We start from the raw sequence: 25,999 nt of genomic DNA on the forward strand, positions 1-25,999 counted from the left end.
GACCGTGTGAGGTGCCCGCCGGACGTCCGGCGGGCACCCGCGGCACACGTCAGCCCTCCAGCACCGACCGCAGCTGCTCCAGGCCCCAGTCCAGGTCCTCCTTGCTGATCACCAGCGGGGGAGCGATACGGATCGTGGAGCCGTGGGTGTCCTTCACCAGGACGCGGCGGTCCATCAGCCGCTCCGAGATCTGCCGCCCGGTGCCTTTCGCGGGGGCGATGTCGACCCCCGCCCACAGGCCGCGGCCGCGCACGGCCTCCACCGCGCCGCCGCCGACCAGCAGACCGAGCTCGTGGTGCAGGTGGTCGCCCAGCTCCGTGGCCCGCTGCTGGAACTCCCCGGACTTCAGCATCGCCACGACCTCCAGCGCCACCGCGCACGCGAGCGGGTTCCCGCCGAAGGTCGAGCCGTGCTCGCCGGGCCGGTACACGCCGAGGATCTCCCGCGAGGCCACCACCGCCGACACCGGCACCACACCGCCGCCGAGCGCCTTGCCCAGCACGTACATGTCCGGAACGACGTCCTCGTGGTCACAGGCGAAGGTTCTTCCGGTGCGGCCCAGCCCGGACTGGATCTCGTCCGCGATGAACAGCACCTCGCGCTCCGCCGTCAGCCGCCGGACGCCTCGCAGATAGCCCGGCGGCGGTACGAGCACGCCGGCCTCGCCCTGGATGGGCTCCAGCAGGACGGCCACGGTGTCGTCGTCGATCGCCGCCTCCAGCGCGGCGAGATCGCCGTACGGAACGATCTCGAAGCCCGGCGTGTACGGGCCGTAGTCGGCGCGGGCCTCCTCGTCCGTGGAGAAGCTGATGATCGTGGTGGTGCGGCCGTGGAAGTTGTTCTCGGCGACCACGATCTTCGCCCGGCCGGCCGGCACGCCCTTGACGCGGTAGCCCCACTTCCGGGCGGTCTTCACGGCCGTCTCGACCGCCTCCGCGCCGGTGTTCATCGGCAGCACCATCTCCTTGCCGCACAAGGTGGCGAGCTCGGTGCAGAAATCCGCGAACCGGTCGTGGTGGAAGGCGCGCGAGGTGAGCGTCACCCGATCGAGCTGCGCCTTCGCGGCGTTGATCAGCCGGCGGTTGCCGTGGCCGAAGTTGAGCGCGGAGTATCCGGCGAGCATGTCGAGATAACGCCGCCCCTCGACGTCCGTCATCCACGCGCCCTCCGCGTAGGCGACGACGACCGGCAACGGATGGTAGTTGTGCGCGCTGTGGGCCTCGGCGGCGGCGATGCTGCGTTCCGTGGATGTCACCGTGTGCTCCGTTCGGTATGCGGGGCATGCTGTTCCTACTTTCTACTACCCCACGGCACCGCCGGACCGAGCCCGCTGCCACACCTGAGAGAATGTGCGCATGGCCCTTGATCGTCCGCGCGCTCTCTCCGGTATCCAGCCCACCGCAGGCTCCTTCCACCTGGGGAACTACCTCGGTGCCGTCCGGCAGTACGTGGCGCTGCAAGAGACCCACGACGCCTTCTACATGGTCGTCGACCTGCACGCGATCACCGTTGCGCAGGACCCGCGGGAACTGCGTGCGAACACCCGGATCGCCGCCGCCCAGCTGCTGGCCGCGGGCCTGGACCCGGAGCGCTGCACCCTGTTCGTGCAGAGCCACGTGCCCGAACACGCCCAGCTCGCGTGGGTCATGAACTGCCTCACCGGCTTCGGCGAGGCGTCCCGCATGACGCAGTTCAAGGACAAGTCGGCGAGGCACGGCGCCAACCAGACCACGGTGGGCCTGTTCACGTACCCCGTCCTCCAGGTCGCGGACATCCTGCTCTACCAGGCGGACGCCGTCCCGGTGGGCGAGGACCAGCGCCAGCACGTCGAGCTCACCCGTGATCTCGCCGAGCGCTTCAACGCCCGTTTCGGTGACACCTTCACGGTCCCGTCGCCGCACATCGTGCGCGAGACGGCGAAGATCTACGACCTCCAGGACCCGACGGCGAAGATGAGCAAGTCGGCGTCCACCGCCAAGGGCCTGATCAACCTCCTCGACGAGCCCAAGGTCTCCGCGAAGAAGATCAAGAGCGCGGTCACCGACACCGACACGGTGATCCGTTTCGACGCCGAGAAGAAGCCCGGCGTCAGTAACCTGCTGACCATCTACGCCACGCTCACCGGCGCGGGTATCGCGGAACTGGAGCAGAAGTACGAGGGCAAGGGTTACGGTGCGCTCAAGACCGACCTCGCCGAGGTGATGGTGGAGTGGGTGACCCCCTTCCGGGCCCGTACGCAGGAATACCTGGACGACCCGGAGACGCTGGACGCCGTCCTGGCGAAGGGCGCCGAGAAGGCCCGCGCGGTCGCCGGCGAGACCCTCGCCCAGGCGTACGACAAGGTGGGCTTCCTGCCCGCGAAGCACTGACCACGCAGCACCGGTCATCTTTTGATCAGGTACTGAACAGCACTGACGAGCACCGACCGCCCGGTCCGGACATGGCACCGGCGGGCCCCGGGCAGAAGCACCGACGGGCCCGGGCGGGCGCACGCCCGGGGCCACGGTCCCGGGCGCGCGGGACCAGCGGACCTGGCACCAGGTACGGCTCAGCCGTCACACTGGCCACGGGTCCGTACAGGCGCACAGGAGGGAGAACGCAATGGGGACCGTAACGCTCGGCGTTTCGATCGCTGTCCCGGAGCCGTACGGCAGCTTCCTCCAGAAGCGCCGCGAGGGCTTCGGGGACCCGCACGCGCACGGCATCCCCACGCACGTCACCCTGCTGCCGCCCACCGAGGTCGACGACTCGTGCCTGCCCGAGATCGAGCGGCACCTCGCCGAGGTGGCGGCGCTCGGCCGGCCGTTCCGGATGCGTCTCTCCGGCACCGGCACCTTCCGCCCCCTCTCGCCCGTCGTCTACGTCAACGTGGTCGAGGGCGCGTCCTCCTGCGCCTGGCTCCAGAAGCGCGTCCGGGACGCCTCCGGGCCCGTCGCCCGCGAGCTGCAGTTCCCGTACCACCCGCACGTCACCATCGCCCACGGCATCGCCGAGGAGGCGATGGACCGGGCCTACGCGGAGCTGGCGGAGTTCGCGGCCGCCTGGACGGTCAACGGCTTCGCGCTGTACGAGCAGGGCCCGGACGGCGTCTGGCGGCTGGAGCGCGAGTACCCCTTCGGTGAGGGCGGGGAGGGCGCGGACGCGGCCATACCGCGCCAGAGCGGCGTCGCACGCCCCCCGGCGGCCTCCCGCTAGACCGGTCACCACCCGTTTTCCGGGGTACGCGTACAGCCACCCCGGAGATGGTAGGTGTGGACCATGGACTGGCTGACCCGGCTGCCGGTGATCGGACCCCTGATCGCCCGGCTGATGCGCACGCACGCGTGGCGCTCGTACGAGACCCTGGACCGGGCGAAGTGGACCCGGCTGGCCGCCGCGATCACCTTCACCAGCTTCCTCTCGCTCTTCCCGCTCGTCACCGTGGGCGCCGCGATCGGCGCGGCGGTGCTCGACCGGGGGCAGCTGCGCGACGTGGAGCGGAAGCTCGCCGAGCAGGTGCCCGGCATCTCCGGCCAGCTCGACCTCAGCACGCTCGTCGACAACGCCGGCACGGTCGGGATCGTCGCCGGCGCCCTGCTCCTCTTCACGGGAATGGGCTGGATCGGATCCCTGCGCGAATGCCTGCGGGCGGTGTGGCAGAAGGAGGAGGACCCCGGCAACCCCATCCTGCTCAAGCTCAAGGACGGGGCCGTGCTGCTGGGCCTCGGCGGGGTCGCCCTGGTCTCCTTCGGCTGCTCGGCGTTCGCCTCCGCCGCCGTGGGCTGGGTGGTCGAGAAGGCCGGCCTGGACGGCGTCGGCCCCCTGCTGACCGTGGCCGGCTTCTGCATCGCCGTGCTCGCCGACTTCCTGCTGATGCTCTACGTCCTGTCCCGGCTGCCCGGCGTGCACCCCGAGCCGCGCCGCCTGGTGGTGGGCGCGCTGCTCGGCGCGGTCGGCTTCGAGCTGCTGAAGCTGCTGATCAGCGGCTATCTCCAGCAGGTGGCGGCCAAGAGCATGTACGGGGCGTTCGGCACGCCGGTGGCGCTGCTGCTGTGGATCAACTTCACGGCGAAGCTGACCCTCTTCTGTGCCGCGTGGACGGCCACGCCGTCGCTCGGGGAGGCCCCGGCGGACTCCGCCGCGGACCCCGGCACTCGCGCGTGAGGGCCGGGGCGTGCTGGCCGGGGTCCGGGCGGGCCCGGTTCAGCGCCGGCGGCGCACCCGGTCCGGCAACGGGTGGCGCCGGTGCACCACGAACCCCGCGCCGGCCAGCAGCACCAGCGCGCCGCCCGTGATCCCGACCGCCGTCCACATCCCGCTGCCCGAGCCGGTGACCGACGCCTGGGCGCGGTCCGTGGCCTGCGTGCCGTCCTTGCCGCCGGGCTTGTCCGTCATGCCCTTGGGCGCGACGAGCACACCGACCGGCTCGACGTGGCCGGCCGCCTCGAAGCCCCAGTCCAGCAGCGCCCGGGTCTCCTTGTAGACCTGGTAGAGCTCGGCCTTCTCCGGGTTCATGACGGTGACCAGCAGCTTGCGGCCGTCGTGCTGGGCGACGCCGGTGAAGGTGTTCCCCGCGTTGGTCGTGGAGCCGTTCTTGACGCCCGCCATGCCCTTGTAGGGCTCGCCGTTCGGCATGCCCTCACCCGTGAGCAGCCGGTTGGTGTTGACGATGCCGAAGCTCTCCCGTTGCTTGCCCGGCTTCTCCTCGGCCGGGAACTGCGCCGACACCGTCGCGCAGTACTCCCGGAAGTCGGCCTTCTGCAGCCCCGAACGGGCGAACAGCGTCAGGTCGTACGCGCTGGAGACCTGCCCCTCCGCGTCATAGCCGTCGGGGCTGACGACGTGCGTGTCCCGCGCCTGGAGGTCGTCGGCGTGGGCCTGCATGTCCGCCACGGTCCGGTCGACACCGCCGTTCATCGCGGACAGCACCCGTACGGCGTCGTTGCCCGAGCGCAGGAAGACCCCGAGCCACAGGTCGTGGACCGAGTAGGACGAGCCCTCCTTGATCCCGACCGCGCTGCTGCCCGCGCCCATGCCCTCCAGGTCGGAGGGCAGCACCTTGTGCGTCTTGGTGCGGGGCAGCTTGGGCAGCACGGTGTCGGCGAAGAGCATCTTCAGGGTGGACGCCGGGGGCAGCCGCCAGTGCGCGTTGTTCGCGGCCAGGATCGCGCCCGACTCGGCGTCGGCCACCAGCCAGGAGCGGCCGGAGAGATCCCTGGGCAGTTCCGGGGCGCCCGGCCCGCGGCGCACCTGGGGTCCGGGCCTGCCCAGCAACTCGCCCCCCACCGTGGACATCCGCGCGGGTGGGGTCTTCGGGGCGCCCTTGCCGTCGGCCGGGTTGTCGGCGTGGGCGGGAGCGGCGGTCATCAGCGGGAGGAGCAGCGAGGCGGTGGCCGCGAGCGCGGCCCCGTAGCGTCGCGTCGCGGCGCACCGCGGGGGGTGTGATGTCGTCGTCGGCACGTCCGTGAACGTACCCCGCCACGCGGGGCTTCTAGTCCCTGCCTCACCGGGACGGACCCGTGCCGAGGACCCGATAGGACCAGTGTGCGGAGCCGAACGCATACTGAAACCCATGCTGAGCTCTTCCGGGGACGCCTCACCGTCCCCCCGCGCGCCCATGACCCTCTCCCGCCCCGTGGCCTGGTTCCTGCTCGCCTTCGGGGTCTGGAGCTGGTTCATCTGGATCACCTTCGCGAAGAATTTGTGGAAGGACGGCAGCGGGCTCGCGTTCGACGACGCGGGCGACCCGACGGCGTACTTCTGGGTCCATCTCGCGCTCGCGATCACTTCGTTTCTTCTGGGGACGGCTGTCGGGATCATCGGGTTGCGCGGCGTGCAGGCGTTGCGGCGTACGTCATAGGGGTCCGATAGTGGCCCCCGCATAGCGGGACGATTCCGCCCGCTCCCGCCCCTGCCGACGATCACTTGGCCTATTCCCCGGACGTATGCGCGTTCGTATGTTTGAGTGATGCGCATCACTGGGCGGAGGGGGCGCGGGGATGCGTTGGGTCCGGATGCGGACGGCTGTGATGTGCGGGGCGCTGCTGGCCGGGGTCACCGGCTGCGGGCTGGTGTCGTCGGGGGAGCGGGACGAGGGGCCGATCACGGTCGGCACCATCGACACGGTCACCGCGCTCGATCCGGCGGGAGCCTATGACGCGGCCTCCTGGGCGCTGTACGGCAACGTCTACCAGTCACTTCTGACCTTCACGCCCGGCACCAGCACGCCGGTCGCGGACGCGGCGAGCCGCTGCGAGTTCCACGGCGGCGACTTACGCACGTACGTGTGCGAGCTGCGCGAGGGCCTGAGGTTCACCAGCGGCCGGGAGATGACGGCGCGGGACGTGAAGTTCTCCTTCGACCGGATCTCCCGCATCAACTCCCCGCAGGGCCCCGGACAGCTGCTGGAGACGCTCCGCTCGGTGGAGGCGGCCGGGCGGACGGTGACCTTCCATCTGCGGGTGCCGGACGCCACCTTCCCGTTCAAGATAGCCACCGGCGCCGGCTCCATCGTCGACTCCACGCGCTATCCCGCCGACCGGCTCCGCGAGGGCGACGCCGTGGACGGCTCCGGCCCGTACGAGCTGAAGAGCTATCAGGCGGGCACGCGCGCCGAGCTGAAGCCCAACGGCGACTACCGCGGTGGCATCAAGCGCAAGGGCGAGGCCGTGACCGTGCGCTACTTCCGGGACGCGGCGGCGATGGCCCAGGCGTGGAAGCGGCGCAGCATCGACGTGGCCGGCCGCCAGCTGCCGCCGTCCGTCATCGCCCAGCAGTCCCCGTCGGACTCCGGCGTGAAGATGATGGAGAGCGCGGGCGCCACCACCCGCTCGCTGATCTTCAACCTCCGCGACGGCTCACCCGTGAAGGACGTCGCGGTGCGCCGGGCCGTCGCCGCCGTCGTCGACCGGGTGGCCCTCGCCCGCGACATCCACCTGCGGACGGTCGAGCCGCTGTACTCCCTCATCCCGCAGGGCCTCAGCGGCCACACCACGTCGTTCTTCGACGCCTACCCCGAGCCCGACCCGGACCGCGCCCGCGCCCTGCTGCGCCAGGCCGGCATCCTCCAGCCCGTCCGCTTCCGTCTGGCCTACTCCCAGGGCGCCGCCACGGACGAGGAGGCGGCCTTGCTGAAGAGGCAGCTGGAGGCCACCGGGCTGTTCGAGGTGACGACGCAGCACGTGCCGTGGAAGGAGTTCCTGGAGGGCTACGCCCGCGGGGCCTACGACGCCTACTGCGTCACCTGGGTCGCGGACTTCCCCGACGCCGACACCTTCACCACCCCGCTCGTCGGCAAGGGCTCCGCCCTCCACTCCGGCTACGTCAGCGCCCGCGTCGAGCAGCGCATCGCCGCCACCCAGAAGAGTTACGAACGCAACCGCGTCGCGGCCGACTTCCGCGCCATCCAGAAGATCGTCGCCGAGGACGTGCCGCTGGTGCCGCTGTGGCAGAAGAAGGAGTACACGCTGAGCAGTTCCTCGATCTCCGGCACGCAGTACCTGACGGACGGCACGGGGATCTGGCGGCTGTGGCAGCTGGGGCGGATCTGACGTCAGCTCAGGTGCGGGCTCACAGCGCGTGCTTGTCGAGGAAGCTGGTGATCAGCTCGCTCCATTCCTCCGGCTTCTCGGCCATCGGGATGTGGCCCGTCTCGATCTCGGCGTACTCGGCACCGGGTATGCGGTCCGCGAGCACGCGGGAGTTGGCGGGCGTGACCAGGGTGTCCAGGGTGGTCGCGACGACCAGGGTGGGTACGGAGATCCCGGCGAGGTCGCCCGTGGTGTCCGCGGCCTGGACGACGGCAGCCTGGTCGGCCGCCCCGTCCGGGATACCGGCAGCCAGCAGCTCGTAGAAGGCGCCGAGCTGCTCGGTGGGCACGGCGTTGAAGAACGGCGCGCCGAAGCCGCTCAGGGCGACGAAGCGCGCGAAGGTCTCGCGGTCGCCGTCGGCCAGCAGCTTCCGCCAGATGTCCAGGGAGGCCAGCAGCCGGTTGTCGGCCCGGGCCAGACCGGCCGTCAGCACCAGCCCGCGCACCCGCTCGGGGTGGCGGGCGGCGGCCCGTACGGACACCAGGGTGCCCAGCGAGTAGCCGACGAGGGTGAAGGTCTCCAGGCCGGCCTCCGTCGCCGAGGCGACGACGGCGTCGGCCAGCCCGTCGAGGGTGAGCGGCGCGGTCGCCCGCGGGGTGGCGCCGGAGCCGGGGTAGTCGGGGGCCACGACGGTGTGGCCGGCGGCCAGGGCCGGCATGATCGGCAGGTAGTTGCCCTCGATGCTGCCGCCCGCACCGTGCGCGAGCAGGATGCCGGGACCGGAGCCGTGCACCTGGGCGGTGAGCGGGCCGAACGGGGATACGGGAATCTGTGTCATGGCCATTAGGTTGGCAGTTGACATCAGTGTGAAGGTCAAGGGGAGGACCGGGATGCGGATAGGGGAACTGTCGCGAAGGACAGGCGTCAGCACCCGGCTGCTGCGCTACTACGAGCAGCAGGGCCTGCTCGTCTCCGAGCGGGACTCCAACGACTACCGGCGCTACGGGGCCGACGCGGTCGAGCGCGTGACGCGCGTCCGTGAGCTCCTGGCCGGCGGTCTGACCACCGAGGCCATCCGGGATCTGCTGCCCTGCGCCGAGGGCGGCCCGGGCCTGCTCGCGTGCGAGCACTCCGTCCAGGTCGTGGACGAGCAGCTGTCCCGCGTGGACGAACAGCTGGCGGAGCTGGCGCGCAAGCGGGAAGCGCTGCTGGAAGTGACGTCGTCCATGCGGCCGGCGTAACGGGTCCCCGGCCCGGCGGGTCTTCGGCTGCGGGCCGTCCGTGCCGCCTGCGGCGGCGGGGCGCCCTGCGGGCGCGTCCTCAATCTCCCCCAGCTACCGCTGGGGGTGCCCCCAACGGGCTGGGATGGGCTGAGCCCAGCCGAAACCAGCCCGTCCGGCGATTGAGGACACCGCCGCGCAGCGGAGGTGCGAATGACACGACCCGCGGCCGCCCACATGATCCGCCGGACAGGCCCTCGCGCGGCCGGTGCACCACGAAGCCCCGCTCCATCGCTGGAGCGGGGCTTCGTCGTACACAGCAGACCGCAGGTCAGAAGCGTCGCGTGATCAGCGCGCGCTTGACCTCCTGGATCGCCTTCGTGACCTCGATGCCACGCGGGCACGCGTCCGTGCAGTTGAACGTCGTGCGGCAGCGCCACACGCCGTCCTTGTCGTTAAGGATCTCCAGCCGCTGCTCGCCGGCCTCGTCGCGCGAGTCGAAGATGAAGCGGTGGGCGTTGACGATGGCCGCCGGGCCGAAGTACTGCCCGTCGTTCCAGAACACCGGGCAGGACGACGTGCACGCGGCGCACAGGATGCACTTGGTGGTGTCGTCGAACCGCTCGCGGTCCTCGGCCGTCTGCAGACGCTCACGCGTCGGCTCGTTCCCCTTGGTGATGAGGAACGGCATGACGTCGCGGTACGCCTGGAAGAACGGCTCCATGTCGACCACGAGGTCCTTCAGGACCGTGAGGCCCTTGATGGGCTCGACCGTGATCGGCTTGGCGGGGTTGATGTCCTTGATCAGCGTCTTGCACGCCAGGCGGTTCTTGCCGTTGATCCGCATGGCGTCGGAGCCGCAGATGCCGTGCGCGCAGGAGCGGCGGAACGTCAGCGTGCCGTCGTGCTCCCACTTGATCTTGTGCAGGCCGTCGAGGACCCGCTCCTTGGGGTCGATCTCCAGCTGGAAGTCCTGCCAGGTCGCCTCGTCCGAGATCTCCGGGTTGAAGCGGCGGACCCGGAAGGTGACCGTGATCAGGTGCGCGGGGGCCTCGGACTCGGCCGAGGCCGCGCTCTTCTCGAGCGTCGGGGTGCTCATCAGTACTTACGCTCCATCGGCTGGTAGCGGGTCTGGACGACCGGCTTGTAGTCGAGGCGGATCGAGTCCTTGCCGTCCGCGTCGACCTCGCGGTACGCCATGGTGTGCCGCATGAAGTTGACGTCGTCGCGGTTGGGGTAGTCCTCGCGGTAGTGACCGCCGCGGGACTCCTTGCGCGCCAGCGCGGACACGGCCATGACCTCGGCCAGGTCGAGCAGGTTGCCCAGCTCGATGGCCTCCAGCAGGTCGGTGTTGAACCGCTTGCCCTTGTCCTGGACGGAGACGTTCAGGTACCGCTCGCGCAGCTCGGCGATCTTCTCGACGGCCGTCTTGATCGTCTGCTCGGTGCGGAACACCATCACGTTGGCGTCCATGGTCTCCTGCAGCTCCTTGCGGAGCTCGGCGACCCGCTCGGTGCCGGTGGAGTTCCGCAGCCGCTCGACCTGGTCGGCGACGAGCTGCGCCGGGTTCTCCGGCAGCTCGACGTAGTCGGCCTTGGCGGAGTACTCGGCGGCGGCGATGCCGGCCCGCTTGCCGAAGACGTTGATGTCCAGCAGCGAGTTGGTGCCCAGACGGTTGGCGCCGTGCACGGACACGCAGGCGACCTCGCCGGCGGCGTACAGGCCGGGGACGACGGTGTCGTTGTCGGCCAGCACCTCACCCGCGACGTTGGTCGGGATGCCGCCCATGGCGTAGTGCGCGGTGGGCTGGATCGGGATCGGGTCCGTGTAGGGCTCGATGCCGAGGTACGTCCGCGCGAACTCGGTGATGTCCGGGAGCTTGGCGTCGAGCTGCTCCGGCGGCAGGTGGGTGAGGTCGAGGTAGACGTGGTCGCCCTCGGGACCGCAGCCACGGCCCTCGCGGATCTCCGTGTAGATGGAGCGCGAGACGACGTCACGCGAGGCGAGGTCCTTCATGACCGGCGCGTACTTCTCCATGAAGCGCTCGCCGTCCTTGTTGCGGAGGATGCCGCCCTCACCGCGGGCGCCCTCCGTCAGCAGGATGCCCATGCGCCAGATGCCCGTCGGGTGGAACTGGAAGAACTCCATGTCCTCCAGCGGCAGGCCGCGGCGGTAGCAGGCCGCCTGGCCGTCACCGGTGAGCGTGTGCGCGTTGGAGGTCACCTTGAAGAACTTGCCGGTGCCGCCGGAGGCGTAGATGACGGCCTTCGCCTGGAAGACGTGGATCTCGCCGGTGGCGAGCTCGTAGGCCACCACGCCGGCCGACTTCCGGACGCCGTCGACCTCGGTGATCAGCTGGTCGAGGACGTAGAACTCGTTGAAGAACTCCACGCCCTCCTTGACGCAGTTCTGGTACAGCGTCTGGAGGATCATGTGGCCGGTGCGGTCCGCGGCGTAGCAGGACCGGCGGACCGGGGCCTCGCCGTGGTTACGGCTGTGACCGCCGAAGCGGCGCTGGTCGATGGTGCCGTCCGGGGTGCGGTTGAACGGCAGGCCCATCTTCTCCAGGTCGAGGACCGCGTCGATGGCCTCCTTCGCCAGGATCTCGGCGGCGTCCTGGTCGACCAGGTAGTCGCCACCCTTGATCGTGTCGAAGGTGTGCCACTCCCAGTTGTCCTCCTCGACGTTCGCGAGGGCGGCGGCCATGCCGCCCTGGGCGGCGCCGGTGTGGGAGCGGGTGGGGTACAGCTTGGTCAGCACCGCGGTGCGGCTGCGCTTGGTCGACTCGATGGCCGCGCGCATGCCGGCGCCACCGGCGCCGACGATGACGGTGTCGTACTTGTGGATCTTCATGGTCTCGTCAGCCCCGGGCTCTAGCGGATGTTCGGGTCGAAGGTGAAGATCACCAGCGTGCCCAGCAGGACGGTGAACACCGTGGCCGTGTACAGCAGGTTCTTCAGCCAGAAGCGGGTCGTGGGCCGCTCCGCGTAGTCGTTGATGACCGTGCGCAGGCCGTTGGCACCGTGCAGCATCGCCAGCCACAGCATGATCAGGTCCCATGCCTGCCAGAAAGGCGAGGCCCAGCGACCGGCCACGAAGGCGAAGCCGATCTTGCTGACGCCGCCGTCGAGGACCAGCTGGATCAGCAGGTGGCCCAGGACCAGGACGACCAGGACGATGCCGGACAGCCGCATGAACAGCCAGCCGTACAGCTCGAAGTTGGTGCGGGTCGACTTCGGCGTCTTCTTGGTGCGCTTGCGGGGCGGCTCGATGACCGGAGCCGGGTGGTCCACGTCGTAGAGCGACACCGTGTCGTTCACGGCGGGGGTGGTGGTCTCAGCGGACATCTCGCGTCAGCTCCCGAACAGCGTGCGCAGCGTGTGCTGGAGCACGGGGTAGAAGGCGCCGGCCATCAGCACGACCCAGATGGCGACAACGGTCCACAGCATCTGCTTCTGGTAGCGGGCACCCTTGGACCAGAAGTCCACCGCGATGACGCGCAGACCATTGAGTGCGTGGAAGAGGATGGCGGCGACGAGGCCGTACTCCATCACGTTGACGAGAGGCGTCTTGTACGTCGCGACGACCTCGTCGTACGCCTCGGGCGAGACGCGAACGAGGGCGGTGTCAAGGACGTGCACGAACAGGAAGAAGAAAATGAGGACGCCGGTGACTCGATGAGCCACCCAGGACCACATGCCTTCCCGGCCGCGGTACAGCGTTCCAGCCGGCACGGAAAACCCTCCGGGAGCGGGGATCAGAGCCTGCCGGCTTCACTGTCAGCGGGCCCGGCCGGGTACGGTCCACCGGCCCTGGCCATCGTAGCGACGCCTTGTCGGTTCGGTATCGCGGGGTCCTCAGGTGTGATCAAAGAGGCACGTACGGACCAGTGAGCGGGACCGATCGGCCCTTGCGGGTGTCCGGTACGACCGTTGTGTCCTGCGCCTTTCTCGCATAAGGGCGTTATGTCCCCTACGCCTGCCGGGCGTCGTGGCGCCGGGGCGAGGGGACGTCGGGGGCGAGCCGGGTCAGCCGGCCTGCCGCCAGTCGGGTGAGTTCGGCGGCGGTGACGGCGGTCTCCTCGCGCGGTGAGTGGCCGAGGCGGACGCGGAGCGCGGCGAGCAGCCGCCCGACGGTGTCGTCGGGAAGCCGGTCGTCGGGAGGGGCCGTGGGGGCGGGATAAATGATGAAAATGTGGCCGAATCTGCTCTCGTACGCGGCTTCGGCCCGGCGCAGGGCCGGATGGGTGACGAGGAGCTGCCGGGGGCCGGTCTCGTCGGCGAGTGCCTCGGTGAGGTCGGCGGGCGTCAGCGTGCGGGCGGCCCGCTCCGCGGTGGCCAGCAGGGTGCGCAGGTCGGGGTAGGGCCGGTGATCGGCGAGGTGGCGGGCCCAGCGGCGGCTGCCGCAACAGGCGAGGAGGGCGGCTTCGGCGACGCCCGGCAGCGCGGAGTTGAGGCGGTCGAGGCCGTGGCGGTCGGAGCCGTGCAGCGGGGTCTCCTCGGGGGAGCGTGCAGGGGCCGGAGATGATGCGGAATTGGTACTTCCGGCCGACGAACTGAGCCGTTACGGTAACGACGCTTCTCGGCCGACGCCCGACGGATGCGCGAATTTCATTCGGACGAGGCCGGTTTCTGGCGCGTGGTGGACAACCTCGACGGGCAAAGGGCAATACCTTGAGCCCATATATGCCCTATATGGGAGGTTCTGCTCCATGGGACTGCCTGTCAGCATCACCCGGGCCGGCGCCGCCCGGGGCGCCGTCGCCGGACTCGCGCTCCTCGCCACCATGACCCTGATGGGCTGCCCGCGCGACGAGGCCCCCGCCCCGCCGGACGACTCCCGTTCCCCCGAAGCCTCGCGCCCCGTCTCCAGCGGCGCGGCGCCCGCCACCACCTCCCGCGCGCCCGTCCCCACCGGCGTCCCGAGCACCATCCCCTCCCTGCGCTCGGCCACCGCCGGCACCGGTCCCGGCTGGCGGCCCGCCCCCGGCGCCCGGGTCGTCGCCGACCCCGCCGGCCCCCTCGCCGACGAGGCCCGCCGGCTGGCCGGTGAGCTCCGGATCGGCTTCGCCGGGGGCCCCGCCCGCCACGGCGACGTCGAACTGGCGCTGCGCCCCGGCCAGAGCGGCGGCGCCGAGGGCTACGAGCTGACCACCAGTGGCGGCAAGGTCCTGGTCACCTCGGCGGGCGAGGCCGGCGTGTTCTACGGCACGCGCTCCCTGGCACAGGCCGTGCGCTCCGGTGGCGGGCTCCCCGACGGCGTCGTGCGCGACGCGCCCGACCGCGCCCAGCGCGGCCTGAACCTCGACATCGCCCGCAAGTACTTCACCGCCGACTGGATCGAGGGCCGGCTGCGCGAGATGGCCGCCCTCAAGCTCAACCAGCTCGGCCTGCACTTCTCCGACGACCAGGGCTTCCGCATCGAGAGCGAGACCCACCCCGAGATCGTCTCCCCGCAGCACCTCACCAAGGCCGAGGTCCGCCGCATCCTCGCCCTCGCCGACTCCCTGCACATCACCGTCGTGCCCGAGATCGACTCGCCCGGCCACCTCGGCGCGGTCATCAAGGCCCACCCCGCCCTCCAGCTGCGCGACGCCGCCGGCACCCCCGCCCGCGGCGCCGTCGACATCGCCGAGCCGCAGGCCGCCGCCATCGTCGACGACCTGCTGCGCGAGTACGGCGCCCTGTTCCCCGGCCGGTACTTCCACCTCGGCGCCGACGAATACCGCGCCCTGATGGCCAAGGACCCGCAGACCGCCTACCCGCGCCTGGCCACGCTGGCCCGCCAGCGCTTCGGAACGCGGGCCGGGGTGGCGGACCTGGCCACCGGCTGGCTCAACGAACGGGCCGCGGTGGTGCGCTCCCTCCGCAAGACGCCCAAGGCATGGAACGACGGCTTCTTCGCCGGCGGCGTCATCACCGCCGACCGGGGCATCGAGGTCGAGTACTGGACCGGCAAGGAACTCGGCGCCCGCGAACCGCGCACCTACCTCGACGAGGGACGAACCCTCGTCAACCTCAACGACGAATACCTCTATTACGTCCTCGGCGAGCCCAACCAGTTCCGCTATCCGACCGGTCAGCGCATCTACGAGGAGTGGTCACCGGCCGTCCTCCGAGGCTCCACGGCGGCCCCCCGCCACCTCGCCGGACCGGACAGGATCCTCGGCGGCCGCCTCGCCGTCTGGTGCGACCACCCCGACGCGCAGACCCCGCAACAGGTGGCCGACGGCATCCGGCTGCCGCTCGCCGCGGTGGCCCAGCGGCTGTGGGATCCACGCCCGCCGAGTCGCCCATGGCGGGATTTCTCGGCCCTCGCGGGACGCGTGGGGGTCTGAGGGGCTTAGCGTTCGGGGTTGAACCATGCGGAGCGCCCAGTCGTCGTGAGATGTGGAAGGCAAGACCGGGGCAGCTCGCGCATCTCTCCACGGCGGTGTGCGCAGGCGCACCCCGCGCATCTGTAACGAGGGCCCGATGAAGATCGAATTCCTGCTCCACAACGCGTACGGCATCGGCGGCACGATCCGCTCCACCGTCAACCTCGCCGCCGCCCTCGCGGACCGGCACGAGGTGCGGATCATCAGCGTCAACCGCCCCGTGGACGAACCCGAGCTCACCATCGACCCGCGCGTACGCCTGACCCCCCTGGTCGACCTGCGCGAGGACACCGAGGGCGACGAGTACGCGGCCCCGCTCAACCAGCGGCCGAGCGAGATCTTCCGCGACGAGCGGATCGACAACGGCCGCATGGCCGCGACGGCCCTCACCGACGAGCGCGTGGCCGCCCACCTCGCCGCCACCGACGCCGACGTCGTCATCGCCACCCGCCCCAAGCTCATCGGCTACCTCGCGACGTACGGCAGCGACCGCTACCTGCGCCTGGGCCAGGAGCACCTCACCCACGAGGCGCACGTCCCCGAGCTGCACGCCGTGATGGACCCCGCGATCGCCGCGCTCGACGCCTTCGCCACCGTCTCCGAAGCCGACGCCGGGCACTACCGGGAGGCCCTCCCCGACGCCCGTGCCCGCATCCTGTCCATCCCCAACGCCGTCCCGGCGCCGCTGGCCGAGCCGTCCGACGGCATGTCGAAGACGATCGTCTCCGCCGGCCGCCTCGTCGCCGTCAAGCGCTACGACCGCCTCATCGCCGCCTTCGCCGAGGTCGCCGCCGAGCGCCCCGACTGGAACCTGCGGATCTACGGCCGCGGCCCCGCCAAGAACAAGCTGCGCAAGCAGATCGAGGAGCTCGGCCTGTACGAGCGGATCACCCTCATGGGCGCCCGCTCGCCCATCGAGACCGAGTGGTCCAAGGGCGCCGTCGCCGCCGTCGCCTCCGACGCCGAGTCCTTCGGCATGACCATCGTCGAGGCCATGCACGCCGGCCTGCCGGTCATCGCCACCGACTGCCCCTACGGCCCGCGCGAGATCCTCACCGACGGTACCGACGGCGTGCTCGTCCCCCTCGACGACTCCGACGCCGTCGGCGCCTACGCCGACGCGCTGCTGAAGCTCACCGGCGACGCCGCGCTGCGCCGCCGCCTGGGCGCGGCTGCCCGCGAGACCGCCCACCGCTACGAGCCCGCCCGGATCGCCCAGCGTTACGAGGAGCTCTTCGAGGAGCTGCGCCCCGGCTCCACGGCGGCCGCGCCGGAGAAGAAGCCCAAGGGCGGCCTGCTGCGCGGCCTCTTCGGCGGCGGCCGCGCCAAGCCCGCCGCCGCGCCCGCCTGCACGGCCGGGGAGCTCACCCACCCCGAGGCCCGCTGCGTCGTCGAGGCCGACGGCTCGCTGACCGTCCGGCTGCGCCCCGAGCAACTCACCGCCGCCGACACCCACCTGCTGCTGCGCCACCGCGGCACCAAGGGCAAGGAGTCCGTGCGCGTCGCGCTGCCGGCCCACCGCGCGCCGGGCGCCCCGGTCGAGGTCCGCGTCGAACGGGCCGCGCACACCATGGCCGAGGGCCGCTGGGACAGCTACGTCGAGCGCTCCGGCGACAAGTCCCGCCGCCGCCTCGCCGCCGCGCTCGTCGAGCAGAAGGCCCTGCTGGTCCTGGACCTCGCCCACGGCCCGGCCGGGGTCGCCGCCTGGGTCCCGTACGAGACGAGCGACGGCTTCCTGGCCGTCCGCACCTGGCTGCGCCCCGAGCACGCCGAGGCCGTCGCGGTGCGGCTCGGCGACGACGGCATCACCGTCACGCTCGCGCCGCACGGCACGACGCTCGGCGAGGGCGCCGAACTGATCGCGCGGCTGCGCCACGGCGACGGTTCCGTCGGGGACGTCCGGGTGCCCCTGAAGAACCTGCCCTCGGACGAGGGGGAGCACGGCACCGGTCAGCTGCCGTACGAGCCGATGGCGCGGCGGCACAAGCCGGCGGAGGAGCAGGACCTGTGGGACCTGTGGGTGCGGCCGTCGGCCGGCGCCGCGCTGGTGCGCCTGGGCCGGATCGCGGGCGACTTCGCCGACCGCAAGGGCATCGACACCTTCCCGGCGGCGACGCGCGGGGACGTGCGGCTGCGCCCGTACTTCACGGTGACCAACGACCTGACGATCACCGTCAAGGACATCGCCGCCGAGGAGGGCGCGTGAGCGGGCGGGTCTGACGCCGGAAGCCGGCGCCGGACGGAGGACGGCCGGAGCCGCCACCCCCCACAGGAGAGGCTCCGGCCGCCGTCCGGTGCGAACCCTGGTGAGGCCCGCAATCAGTACAGCGCCGCCGGGCGCGAATCCGTCACACTGTCATACCGCCGTGCCGGTGACCCTTTCTGGACGAGGCCGGGTCCCTGCCCGTAACGTGCGGGGTTCCGCGCCCCGAGGCGCGTCTGTCGTTTGTGTCCCAGTGGCCGGGGAACCGGGGAATTCCGGAGAATTCGACCACATCCCCAGGGGGTCTCGAAGATGTATCCGTGCGGTCGGTGCCGCGCTGCCGCGGTGGGCCCGGACGGGCGCTGCGGTGCGTGCGGTACGTACCAGCAGCAGCTTGGCCAGCAGGCCGGCCAGCAGCCGTACGCGCCGTCCCAGCAGCCGTACCCGCAGCAGCCGTCCCAGCAGCCGCCGTACCCGCAGCCGTTCCCGCAGCAGGGAATGGCCGCCGGCATGCCCGTCGGCGGGGCCGACCTGCGGCGCGGGCTGCGGATCGCGCTGATGGTGGCGCTGTCGGTCTGCGCGGCCGTGCTGCTGCTCCTCTTCTGGGCCCGCACGCAGCAGCGCCTCGCCCTGGAGGCCCTCCTCGACGACGGGGTCACCGCGACCACGCAGGACGACGCCGAGGCCGCGGACGGGTTCGTCGCGTTCTCGACGGTGCTCTACTTCCTGACGCTGGCCGCCAGTGCCACGCTGTGGGCCATCTGGATGCGCCGCGCCCGGCAGAACGCGGAGCTCTTCGCGCCCGGCACGCACCGCTTCGGTGCCGGCTGGGCGGCGGGCGCCTGGTTCACGCCGGTCGTCAACTTCTGGTTCCCCAAGCAGATCGTCAACGACATCTACCGGGCGAGCGCCCCGGCGGGTGCGCAGAGCGCGCCCAAGGGCCTGCTCAACAGCTGGTGGACCCTGTGGATCGGCTCCGCCGCCCTCAACCTGGTGGGCAGCGTCATGGCCGCCGGCGCGAGCGCGAAGATCCAGACCCGGGGCTACGACGGCAGCAGCTGGCGCGAGGACGTCGGCGCGCTGAAGACGGCCGCGAGCGTCACCGGCTTCGCCACGCTGCTGACCGCCGTCGCGGGTGTCCTCGCCGTCCTCGTCGTACGCCAGCTCGGCAGCCTCCAGGAGCAGCGCGCCCTCGCGGGCCCGCAGTCCGTGCCCCCGGGCGGTGTGCCGTACGCCGCCACCGGGTATCCGCCCGTACAACCCGGTCCGGGTGCGGGCTGGAACGGTCCGCCGCAGAATCGTTACGGCAGCGGCCCGGCGGGCTACTGAGCCGCGGGTTCTCGGAGTGGGGCAGGATGAGGGCGTGCAGGGGGACGACGCTGAGCTGACGGCCGCGGTGTGCGCGGCGCAGAGCGGGGACGAGACGGCATTCCGTACCGTCTACCGCGCTGTGCACCCCCGCCTGCTCGGTTACGTCCGGTCGCTGGTCGGCGACGCGGACGCGGAGGACGTGGCGTCCGAGGCGTGGCTGCAGATCGCCCGCGATCTGGAGCGGTTCACCGGTGACGCGGACCGTTTTCGCGGCTGGGCGGCCCGGATCGCCCGCAACCGCGCGCTCGACCACGTACGCATGCGGGGCCGGCGCCCGGCCATCGGCGGGGACGAGAGCGAACTCGCGGGCCGGGCCGCCGACGCGGACACCGCCGGCGAGGCCCTGGAGTCCCTGGGCACCGACCACACGCTCGCGCTCATAGCCCAGCTCCCGCAGGACCAGGCCGAGGCCGTCGTCCTGCGGGTGGTCGTGGGTCTCGACGCGAAGAGCGCCGCCGGGGTGCTGGGCAAGCGGCCGGGCGCGGTCCGTACCGCCGCCCACCGCGGCCTGCGACGGCTCGCCGAGCTGGTGACGGCCCCCGAGGCCGTCCCGGCGCAGCGGCGGCCGGCCTCGTCACGGACGTCACCGACGTCCCCCACGTCACCCACATCACCAAAGCCACCGGCGTCGCGCAGCGGAGTGAATGCTTCTGCGGGTGTGACGCAATTGCGTGCGCGGACGCAGAAGGACATGTGATGGCGGACGACCACCGGTACGACCGGTTGGAAGACTGGCTGGACGACGACGCCGCGGAGCGGCTGCTGAGCGCTCCGGCCACCGAGTCGGCTCCGCCGGAGGCCGAGCGGCTGATGACGGCTCTCCGCTCACTGGCCCCGCGGCCCGCCACGACGGACGAGCCGCTGCCGGGCGAGGACGCGGCGGTGGCGGCGTTCCTTGCGATGCGCGACGCTCGGGCCGCGGGTCCGGCGGAGGCCGGAGCGGCGACGACCGCGGACTTCGGCCGGACGGTGTCGGAGGTGTACGGGCCGGCGGGCGCGCAGGGCTCCGTGGGGTCCGCTGCTGCCGCGCGGGAGCACCTCGCGGCGGCGTCCGAGTCGGCTGCGGGTCACGGGCCGACCGGCGCTGCGGCCGGGCTTCGCAGCGACGGTGCGTCCCCGGCCGTCGAGAGACCGGCCGGACCTGCCGCCGCTACGAACAGGCACCTGGGTGCCGTCGCGGCGGCGTCCACGACTGCCGCGCTCCAGGAACCGGCCGCACCGGTTGCCGCCGCGAACGGGTATGCGAGTGGCGCTGCCGCGATGTCTGCCGGTGCGCGGGGACCGGCCGGGGCGGCTGCCGTCCCGGCCCATGACCTCCGTAACGCCGTTGCCGCCGCGTCCGGGCTCGCCGATGCGCAGGGACCGGCCGTTGCCGTGACCCGTGAGCACCTTGACGGCGCTGCCGCGCCCGGAGCCCTCGGCGCACAGGAGACGACCGGCCCGGCCGCCGCCACCAACGCGCACCTGGGTGCCGCTGCGTCCATGGCCGCTGCCGGCCCGGAAGCGGGCGCGTCCGCCGTCGCCCTGGACAAGAATCCCGCCGCTGCCACGTGGGCCGCACCCGGCGACACCGCGCCACGGGCTACGCGCGTTGACGAAGCGTCACATCCCACAGTCCGGGCCACCGCCGCGGCGACGCGGCAAGGGCTGCTGCGACGGTGGCGGCCCGTCAAGGCCGCCATCGCTATGGGCATCGCCGGCTGCGCCCTGGGCGGCGTCGCCGTGGCCGCCGGAACAGGCGTGCTGCCCGCGCCGTTCGGGTCGAGCGGTGAGCCCGAGAGCGCACCGAGCGTCTCCGCGCTGGAGACCGGCGGACCCGGGACCGCACCCGCCACCCCCGGCGGGCCCACCCCCGTGCCGTCGCGCGGCAAGGACGGCGGCCCTCGGGAGAGCGGCCGCCCGACGGCGCCCGGTTCCACCGCGCCCGGCGCCGGTGCCACCGGCGACCGGGACCGGCGCGACAGACCCGGCGACGACACCTCCGCGCGCCCCGACGGGCGACAGGACCGCGACGCCACCAAGGACCCCACGGACAAGGACATGGACAAGGACGTCGGCAAGGCGACCGGCACCTGGGCCGTGCGCGTGTGCCAGGACGTCCTGGCCGCCCAGCAGCGCCGGGGCAAGGGCGCCGACGAGGACGACATGCGTCTGCTGGAGCGCACCGCCGGCATCGGCGCCGACGCGCTCGGCGCGTACTGCGAGAAGCTCGTGAAGGACGCCGATGCGAGCACCGGCGGCATCCGGAAGCCCGGCGGAACCACCGGCGGCAGCGACACCCGCCGCCGTTCCCTCCTCGCACCGCCCGCCGCGAGCGTCCCTCAGACGACGCCCGAGACCCCCGCTGTGACGTTTTCCGCGACGGTGGCGCTGTAAGAAGTGAGCCGACTGGTCATCGGCCGCGCACGAGCCGGAGTTCCCCCCATACCGTCGGCTCGGCGCATCGGCGCGGGCGGGGCTCTTCCCCCGGCCCTGCCCGCGCCCCCCTCCCTTCCCCGGTAGGCCGTGTCCGGCGGATCATGTGAGCGAGTGTCGCGGGTGTGTCGTGGCGCACCTCCGCTGCGCGGTGGTGTCCTCAAGCTCCCCCAGCTACCGCTGGGGTGCCCTCAACGGGCTGAAGGGGGCTGAGCCCAGCCACAATCAAGCCCGTCCGGCGATTGAGGACGCGCCCGCAGGGCGCTCGCCGCCGCAGGCGGCAAAGACGGCCCGCGGCCGAAAACCCGCGCCAGCCGCCGCAGGCGGCAAAGACGGCCCGCGGCCGAAGACCCGCGCTCGCCGCCGCAGGCGGCAAGGACGGCGGCCGGTGGCCGAAGACCCACCGGACACCGCCTGGCCCCCGGGCCCCCGCCGTGTCGCGGCTGCGCCGCACCCGCCCGTCGGCGCATCCTGTCAGCAGGGCCCCAGTGGGGGAGAGCGGCAGCGGGAGGCGGGAACCCATGGCGCACGAACCGGACCACACCCGGTCCACCGAGTCCGGAACACCCATCCAGCCGGTCTACGGCCCGCAGGACCTCGCCGGCCGGGACCCCGCCGAGCGGCTGGGCGAGCCGGGCGCGTACCCCTTCACCCGCGGCGTCTACCCGACGATGTACACCGGCCGCCCCTGGACCATGCGCCAGTACGCCGGCTTCGGCACCGCCGCCGAGTCCAACGCCCGCTACCAGCGGCTGATCGCCCACGGCACGCACGGCCTGTCCGTCGCCTTCGATCTGCCCACGCAGATGGGCCACGACTCGGACACCCCGCTCGCGAGCGGCGAGGTCGGCAAGGTCGGCGTCGCGATCGACTCCGTCGAGGACATGCGCGTGCTGTTCGGCGGCATCCCCCTCGACGAGGTCTCCACGTCGATGACCATCAACGCCCCCGCCGCGCTCCTGCTGCTGATGTACGAGCTCGTCGGCGAGGAACAGGGCGTACCGGCCGCCCGCCTGACCGGCACCGTGCAGAACGACGTCCTCAAGGAGTACATCGCCCGCGGCACGTACATCTTCCCGCCCAAGCCGTCGCTGCGCCTGACCGCGGACATCTTCCGCTACTGCCGCACCACGATGCCGAAGTGGAACACGATCTCGATCTCCGGCTACCACATGGCCGAGGCCGGGGCCACGCCCGCGCAGGAGATCGCCTTCACCCTCGCCAACGGCATCGAGTACGTCCGTACTGCCGTCGCCGCCGGCATGGAGGTCGACGACTTCGCGCCGCGCCTGTCCTTCTTCTTCGTCTCGCGCACGACGATCCTGGAGGAGGTCGCGAAGTTCCGCGCGGCCCGGCGGATCTGGGCGAGGGTGATGCGCGAGGAGTTCGGCGCCCGCGACCCCAAGTCGCTGATGCTGCGCTTCCACACCCAGACGGCGGGCGTCCAGCTCACCGCCCAGCAGCCGGAGGTCAACCTCGTACGCGTCGCCGTCCAGGGCCTCGCGGCCGTCCTCGGCGGCACCCAGTCCCTGCACACCAACTCCTTCGACGAGGCCATCGCCCTGCCCACCGACAAGGCGGCCCGGCTGGCGCTGCGGACGCAACAGGTGCTGGCGTACGAGACGGACGTGACGGCGACGGTCGACCCGTTCGCCGGCTCGTACGCCGTCGAGTCGCTGACGGACGCGGTCGAGGAGGCCGCCCTCGGCCTCATGCGCGCCGTCGAGGACCGGGGCGGTGCCGTGGCCGCCATCGAGGACGGCTTCCAGAAGGGCGAGATCGAACGCAGCGCGTACCGCATCGCCCAGGAGACCGACAGCGGCGAACGGGTCGTCGTCGGCGTCAACCGCTTCCAGCTGGACGAGGAGGAGCCGTACGAACCGCTGCGCGTCGACCCGGCGATCGAGGCCCAGCAGGTCGCCCGCCTGGAGCGGCTTCGCGCCGAGCGCGACCGCCGGGCGGTGGAGGCGTCGCTGACGGAGCTGCGGAAGGCGGCGGCCGGCACGGACAACGTCCTCGCGCCGATGAAGGAGGCGCTGCGCGCGCGGGCGACGGTCGGCGAGGTGTGCGACGCGCTGCGGGAGGTGTGGGGCACGTACGTCCCGGCCGACGCCTTCTGAGCGCCCCGCCCACCGGAGGTGAGCGACACTGGTGTGATGTCGTCTCCCCGCCGCACGTGCCCCGTCTGCTCCCGCGAGATCGCTGTCGTCGGTGGCCGCTATGCCCGTCACGACCCACCGGGCCGCCGCGTGTCGTTCGAGCTCATCTCCTGCCCCGGGTCGCGCCGCTCGGCACCGCTGCTGGCGACGGAACCGAGGCTCTTCGACCCGGAGGAACCGCCGATGGAGGGCCAGCAGCAGCTGTTCTGACCTTGTGAGGGTGGCGGGGAAAGGGGAGTTTTTCCCACCGACCAGGGGGCCTGGGCCACCCGATAATGACAGAGGGCGGGCGAAGAACCGGCCGGCCGGTCGGACGGGGTGGGGACAGCAGTGCGGATGGATGGATTCTCGGTCGGCCGCTTCACGGCGAAGGGCCTTCGCGGCCTCCGGCGGTCGCTGACCCTGTGGTGGCTCTCGCAGGTCGCCTTCCTCGTCTCCCTGCTGGTGTCCCTGATGCTCGCCCTGCTCGGTACGGGCCTGGGGCTGCTGATGCTGCCGCTCACGGTCGCGGCCGTCCGCCGCCTGGCGAACCGGCAGCGCGCACTGGCGGCCGACTGGACCGGCGAGCCGATCCCCGATCCGTACGCGCCGCCGCCCGTCCCCGGTTGGTCGGCCCGCTGCCAGTGGATCGTCCGGGACGGCCAGACCTGGCGGGACTGGCTGTGGCTGGTGACCGAGCCGGTGGTGGGCGGGACGCTCGCCTTCCTGCCGATCGGCCTGGTGCTGGCCGGGTCCTGGGGGATCTACCTCGGCTTCCGGGGCGTGGAGCTCGCGGAGCGATGGGGCGGCATCTGGTTCGAGTTCTTCCCCGTCCAGGGCGCGACGACCGCCGCGCTGTCGGCCGTCGTCGGCCTGCTCCACCTGGCCCTCGCCCTGTGGGCCGCGCCGTACACGGTCCGCGCCCACGCCGCGTACACCCACCGGCTGCTGGCCCCCAGCCAGGCGGCGCGGATGGCGCAGCGCATCGAGCACCTGTCGGCGACGCGTTCGGACGTGGTCGGCACGCAGATGGCGGAGATCCGCCGCATCGAACGCGACCTCCACGACGGGGCGCAAGCCCGGCTGGTGGCGATGGGCATGACCCTGGACGCGGCGGAACACCTCCTGGACTCCGACCCCGCGGCCGTCCGGCGGCTGCTGACGGAGGCCCGCGCCGCCTCCTCCAAGGCCCTGGAGGAACTCCGCGACCTCGTCCGCGGCATCCACCCGCCCATCCTGGCCGACCGCGGCCTCGCCGACGCGATCCGCGCGCTCGCCCTGGTCAGCCCCCTGACGACCGAGGTCACGATCGACCTGCCGGGCCGCGCGGAACCACCGGTGGAGTCGGCCCTGTACTTCGCGGTGTCCGAGGTCCTCACCAACGCGGCCAAGCACTCCGGGGCCGACCGGGCCTGGCTGGACGTCCGTTACGATCACGCCATGCTGTGCGTCACCGTCACGGACGACGGCCGCGGCGGCGCGGACATCACCCGCGGTACGGGGCTGCGCGGCATCGAACGCCGCCTCGCCGCCTTCGACGGCGTCCTGGCCGTGAACAGCCCCCTCAACGGCCCGACCATGGTGACGATGGAGCTCCCGTGCGTGTTGTCCTCGCCGAAGACCACTTCCTTCTGAGGGACGGCCTGATACGCCTCCTGGAGGCGTTCGGCCACGAGGTCCTCGCCGCCGTGGACAACGGCCCGGACCTCCTGACGTCCCTCACCACGACCCGCCCGGACCTCGCGATCGTCGACGTCCGCCTGCCGCCGGATTTCGCCGACGACGGCCTGCGGGCCGCGCTTGCGGCCCGCCGCGAGGTTCCGTCCTTGCCCGTGCTGCTCCTCTCCCAGTACGTGGAGCCGCTCTACGCGCACGAGTTGCTGGCCGACGGGGCGGGCGCGGTCGGCTACGTCCTCAAGGACCGCGTCTCCAACGGCGCGGAGTTCATGAGCACGCTGCGGTGCGTGGCGGACGGCGGCACGGTCATGGACCCGGAGGTCGTCACCAAACTCCTCCAGCGCAAGGGCCGCGACGAGGGCGTCGGCAGCCTGACCCCGCGCGAGCGGGAGGTCCTGGAATGCCTGGCCCAGGGCCGCTCGAACGCGGGGATCGCGGAGGCGCTGGTGATCTCGGAGAAGGCGGTGGCCAAGCACATCGGCAACATCTTCCCGAAGCTGAGCCTGCATCCTTCGGATACGGACAACCGGCGGGTGCTGGCGGTGTTGGCGTACTTGGAGCGGTGACGTCAGCCGTTACCGGGGCGGTCGAGGGTGCCTGCTTGGAGCGTGCGTATGAGGCCGGCGAGGCGGTGGGGGGTGAGGGGGAGGGTGGTGTGGGGGGTTTCGCTCTCGCGGAGATGGGTGGCGGAGGGGAAGCCGCCGATTTCTATGCAGTTCTCGGGCTCACCACCGCTGGAGTACGAGGACTTCTGCCATGTGATGGGGGTGGACACGGTTCGCGGCCTTTCAGAGGTCCTGGGCAATCCGATAGATCATGTCTCGTGACTCATCGGGACCCAAAGCCGAGTGAGCGATCCTGTCCAGCCGCGCTCGGTACCGCCTGAGCTGAGCTTCGGCGTCCAGGAAGATGCTCCCGTGCGCGGTATCGAGTTGAACTGTGTCGAGCTGCGACACCGGCCCCCCGAGGTAGAGCATCGCGTTGCCGGCTCCCCCGAAGTCGTCGGTGTCGAAGGGGATCACGCACACGGTCACATTGTCCCGCTCTGTCATCGTGAGTACGTGCCGCAATTGAGCACGAGCGGTTTTCCG

General features: G+C 71.9%; 25 protein-coding genes. 15 read left to right on the forward strand and 10 right to left on the reverse strand.

The features are described 5' to 3' along the window. Window positions 1-49: 49 nt before the first annotated feature. The gene (gene rocD, locus J7E86_RS14705; protein ID WP_215082108.1) at window positions 50-1,255 is read right to left on the reverse strand and encodes an ornithine--oxo-acid transaminase; all 1,206 of its coding nucleotides are present in this window, start codon (window positions 1,253-1,255) and stop codon (window positions 50-52) included. A 100-nt stretch (window positions 1,256-1,355) separates the two neighbouring features. Here rocD and trpS point away from each other — a divergent pair, with 100 nt between their 5' ends. From trpS to J7E86_RS14720, 3 genes are all read left to right on the forward strand, one after another. Beyond that, window positions 1,356-2,369: a tryptophan--tRNA ligase gene (gene trpS, locus J7E86_RS14710; RefSeq protein WP_215082109.1), complete on the forward strand. Its 1,014-nt coding sequence runs from the start codon at window positions 1,356-1,358 to the stop codon at window positions 2,367-2,369. A gap of 232 nt (window positions 2,370-2,601) precedes the next feature. Then, on the forward strand, window positions 2,602-3,195 hold the full coding sequence (locus J7E86_RS14715; RefSeq protein ID WP_215082110.1) for a 2'-5' RNA ligase family protein: 594 nt from the start codon (window positions 2,602-2,604) through the stop codon (window positions 3,193-3,195). A 63-nt stretch (window positions 3,196-3,258) separates the two neighbouring features. Further along, the gene (locus J7E86_RS14720; RefSeq protein ID WP_215082111.1) at window positions 3,259-4,143 is read left to right on the forward strand and encodes a YihY/virulence factor BrkB family protein; all 885 of its coding nucleotides are present in this window, start codon (window positions 3,259-3,261) and stop codon (window positions 4,141-4,143) included. A gap of 39 nt (window positions 4,144-4,182) precedes the next feature. Here the strand turns inward: J7E86_RS14720 and J7E86_RS14725 are convergent, their stop codons facing one another. Beyond that, complete coding sequence (locus J7E86_RS14725) at window positions 4,183-5,439, reverse strand: D-alanyl-D-alanine carboxypeptidase (RefSeq protein ID WP_308312589.1); 1,257 nt, start codon at window positions 5,437-5,439, stop codon at window positions 4,183-4,185. 157 nt (window positions 5,440-5,596) lie between these two features. On the opposite strand from J7E86_RS14725, the gene J7E86_RS31065 reads away from it, so the two are divergent. Both J7E86_RS31065 and J7E86_RS14730 read left to right on the forward strand, forming a co-directional pair. Continuing rightward, window positions 5,597-5,839 (forward strand): SCO4848 family membrane protein, encoded by a 243-nt coding sequence (locus tag J7E86_RS31065; protein WP_251019144.1) that lies wholly within the window; start codon window positions 5,597-5,599, stop codon window positions 5,837-5,839. A gap of 139 nt (window positions 5,840-5,978) precedes the next feature. Then, the gene (locus J7E86_RS14730) at window positions 5,979-7,529 is read left to right on the forward strand and encodes an ABC transporter substrate-binding protein (protein WP_215082112.1); all 1,551 of its coding nucleotides are present in this window, start codon (window positions 5,979-5,981) and stop codon (window positions 7,527-7,529) included. Between the two features lie 19 nt (window positions 7,530-7,548). Here J7E86_RS14730 and J7E86_RS14735 read toward each other — a convergent pair whose 3' ends face one another. After that, window positions 7,549-8,346 (reverse strand): alpha/beta fold hydrolase, encoded by a 798-nt coding sequence (locus J7E86_RS14735; protein WP_215082113.1) that lies wholly within the window; start codon window positions 8,344-8,346, stop codon window positions 7,549-7,551. Between the two features lie 52 nt (window positions 8,347-8,398). On the opposite strand from J7E86_RS14735, the gene J7E86_RS14740 reads away from it, so the two are divergent. Then, entirely contained in the window at window positions 8,399-8,749 is a 351-nt protein-coding gene (locus J7E86_RS14740) for a MerR family transcriptional regulator (protein ID WP_215082114.1), read from the forward strand. Window positions 8,750-9,059: 310 nt separating this feature from the next. Here J7E86_RS14740 and J7E86_RS14745 read toward each other — a convergent pair whose 3' ends face one another. The 5 genes from J7E86_RS14745 to J7E86_RS14765 form a co-directional block, all read right to left on the reverse strand. Then, window positions 9,060-9,827 (reverse strand): succinate dehydrogenase iron-sulfur subunit, encoded by a 768-nt coding sequence (locus J7E86_RS14745; protein ID WP_215082115.1) that lies wholly within the window; start codon window positions 9,825-9,827, stop codon window positions 9,060-9,062. Continuing rightward, window positions 9,827-11,581 (reverse strand): succinate dehydrogenase flavoprotein subunit, encoded by a 1,755-nt coding sequence (gene sdhA, locus J7E86_RS14750; RefSeq protein WP_215082116.1) that lies wholly within the window; start codon window positions 11,579-11,581, stop codon window positions 9,827-9,829. The genes J7E86_RS14745 and sdhA overlap by 1 nt, the downstream gene beginning before the upstream one ends. 20 nt (window positions 11,582-11,601) lie before the next feature. Continuing rightward, window positions 11,602-12,075 carry a succinate dehydrogenase hydrophobic membrane anchor subunit gene (locus J7E86_RS14755; protein ID WP_215082117.1) on the reverse strand — a complete coding sequence of 158 codons (474 nt, stop codon included), beginning with the start codon at window positions 12,073-12,075 and terminating at the stop codon, window positions 11,602-11,604. A 6-nt stretch (window positions 12,076-12,081) separates the two neighbouring features. Next, window positions 12,082-12,462 (reverse strand): succinate dehydrogenase, cytochrome b556 subunit, encoded by a 381-nt coding sequence (gene sdhC / locus J7E86_RS14760; protein WP_215082118.1) that lies wholly within the window; start codon window positions 12,460-12,462, stop codon window positions 12,082-12,084. 238 nt (window positions 12,463-12,700) lie between these two features. After that, entirely contained in the window at window positions 12,701-13,216 is a 516-nt protein-coding gene (locus tag J7E86_RS14765; RefSeq protein ID WP_215082132.1) for a 2-oxo-4-hydroxy-4-carboxy-5-ureidoimidazoline decarboxylase, read from the reverse strand. A gap of 223 nt (window positions 13,217-13,439) precedes the next feature. Between J7E86_RS14765 and J7E86_RS14770 the strand changes: the two genes are divergently transcribed. The 9 genes from J7E86_RS14770 to J7E86_RS14810 all read left to right on the forward strand — a co-directional run bounded on the left by J7E86_RS14770 (window position 13,440) and on the right by J7E86_RS14810 (window position 25,474). Beyond that, on the forward strand, window positions 13,440-15,065 hold the full coding sequence (locus tag J7E86_RS14770; RefSeq protein WP_215082119.1) for a glycoside hydrolase family 20 protein: 1,626 nt from the start codon (window positions 13,440-13,442) through the stop codon (window positions 15,063-15,065). A 136-nt stretch (window positions 15,066-15,201) separates the two neighbouring features. Further along, window positions 15,202-17,310 carry a glycosyltransferase family 4 protein gene (locus J7E86_RS14775; protein WP_215082120.1) on the forward strand — a complete coding sequence of 703 codons (2,109 nt, stop codon included), beginning with the start codon at window positions 15,202-15,204 and terminating at the stop codon, window positions 17,308-17,310. A gap of 342 nt (window positions 17,311-17,652) precedes the next feature. Next, on the forward strand, window positions 17,653-18,636 hold the full coding sequence (locus tag J7E86_RS14780; protein ID WP_215082121.1) for a DUF4328 domain-containing protein: 984 nt from the start codon (window positions 17,653-17,655) through the stop codon (window positions 18,634-18,636). 34 nt (window positions 18,637-18,670) lie between these two features. Beyond that, entirely contained in the window at window positions 18,671-19,375 is a 705-nt protein-coding gene (locus J7E86_RS14785; protein ID WP_215082122.1) for an RNA polymerase sigma factor, read from the forward strand. Further along, window positions 19,375-21,054, forward strand: a complete 1,680-nt coding sequence (locus J7E86_RS14790) for a hypothetical protein (RefSeq protein ID WP_215082123.1) — start codon at window positions 19,375-19,377, stop codon at window positions 21,052-21,054. Before J7E86_RS14785 ends, J7E86_RS14790 begins: the two co-directional genes overlap by 1 nt. Before the next feature lie 560 nt (window positions 21,055-21,614). After that, window positions 21,615-23,213, forward strand: a complete 1,599-nt coding sequence (locus J7E86_RS14795; protein WP_215082124.1) for a methylmalonyl-CoA mutase — start codon at window positions 21,615-21,617, stop codon at window positions 23,211-23,213. Window positions 23,214-23,249: 36 nt separating this feature from the next. Further along, the gene (locus J7E86_RS14800) at window positions 23,250-23,462 is read left to right on the forward strand and encodes a hypothetical protein (RefSeq protein WP_215082125.1); all 213 of its coding nucleotides are present in this window, start codon (window positions 23,250-23,252) and stop codon (window positions 23,460-23,462) included. Between the two features lie 126 nt (window positions 23,463-23,588). Continuing rightward, the gene (locus J7E86_RS14805; protein WP_215082126.1) at window positions 23,589-24,866 is read left to right on the forward strand and encodes a sensor domain-containing protein; all 1,278 of its coding nucleotides are present in this window, start codon (window positions 23,589-23,591) and stop codon (window positions 24,864-24,866) included. Next, entirely contained in the window at window positions 24,830-25,474 is a 645-nt protein-coding gene (locus tag J7E86_RS14810; protein WP_215082127.1) for a response regulator transcription factor, read from the forward strand. The genes J7E86_RS14805 and J7E86_RS14810 overlap by 37 nt, the downstream gene beginning before the upstream one ends. 2 nt (window positions 25,475-25,476) lie before the next feature. On the opposite strand, the gene J7E86_RS14815 is transcribed toward J7E86_RS14810, so the two are convergent. Both J7E86_RS14815 and J7E86_RS14820 read right to left on the reverse strand, forming a co-directional pair. Next, the gene (locus J7E86_RS14815; protein WP_215082128.1) at window positions 25,477-25,683 is read right to left on the reverse strand and encodes a DUF397 domain-containing protein; all 207 of its coding nucleotides are present in this window, start codon (window positions 25,681-25,683) and stop codon (window positions 25,477-25,479) included. Between the two features lie 13 nt (window positions 25,684-25,696). Further along, window positions 25,697-25,999 (reverse strand): Scr1 family TA system antitoxin-like transcriptional regulator (locus J7E86_RS14820; protein ID WP_215082129.1); only part of this gene is annotated, 303 nt, incomplete at its 5' end.

It is taken from the genome of Streptomyces sp. ISL-11 (assembly GCF_018614525.1).
In the GTDB taxonomy this organism is placed as follows: domain Bacteria; phylum Actinomycetota; class Actinomycetes; order Streptomycetales; family Streptomycetaceae; genus Streptomyces.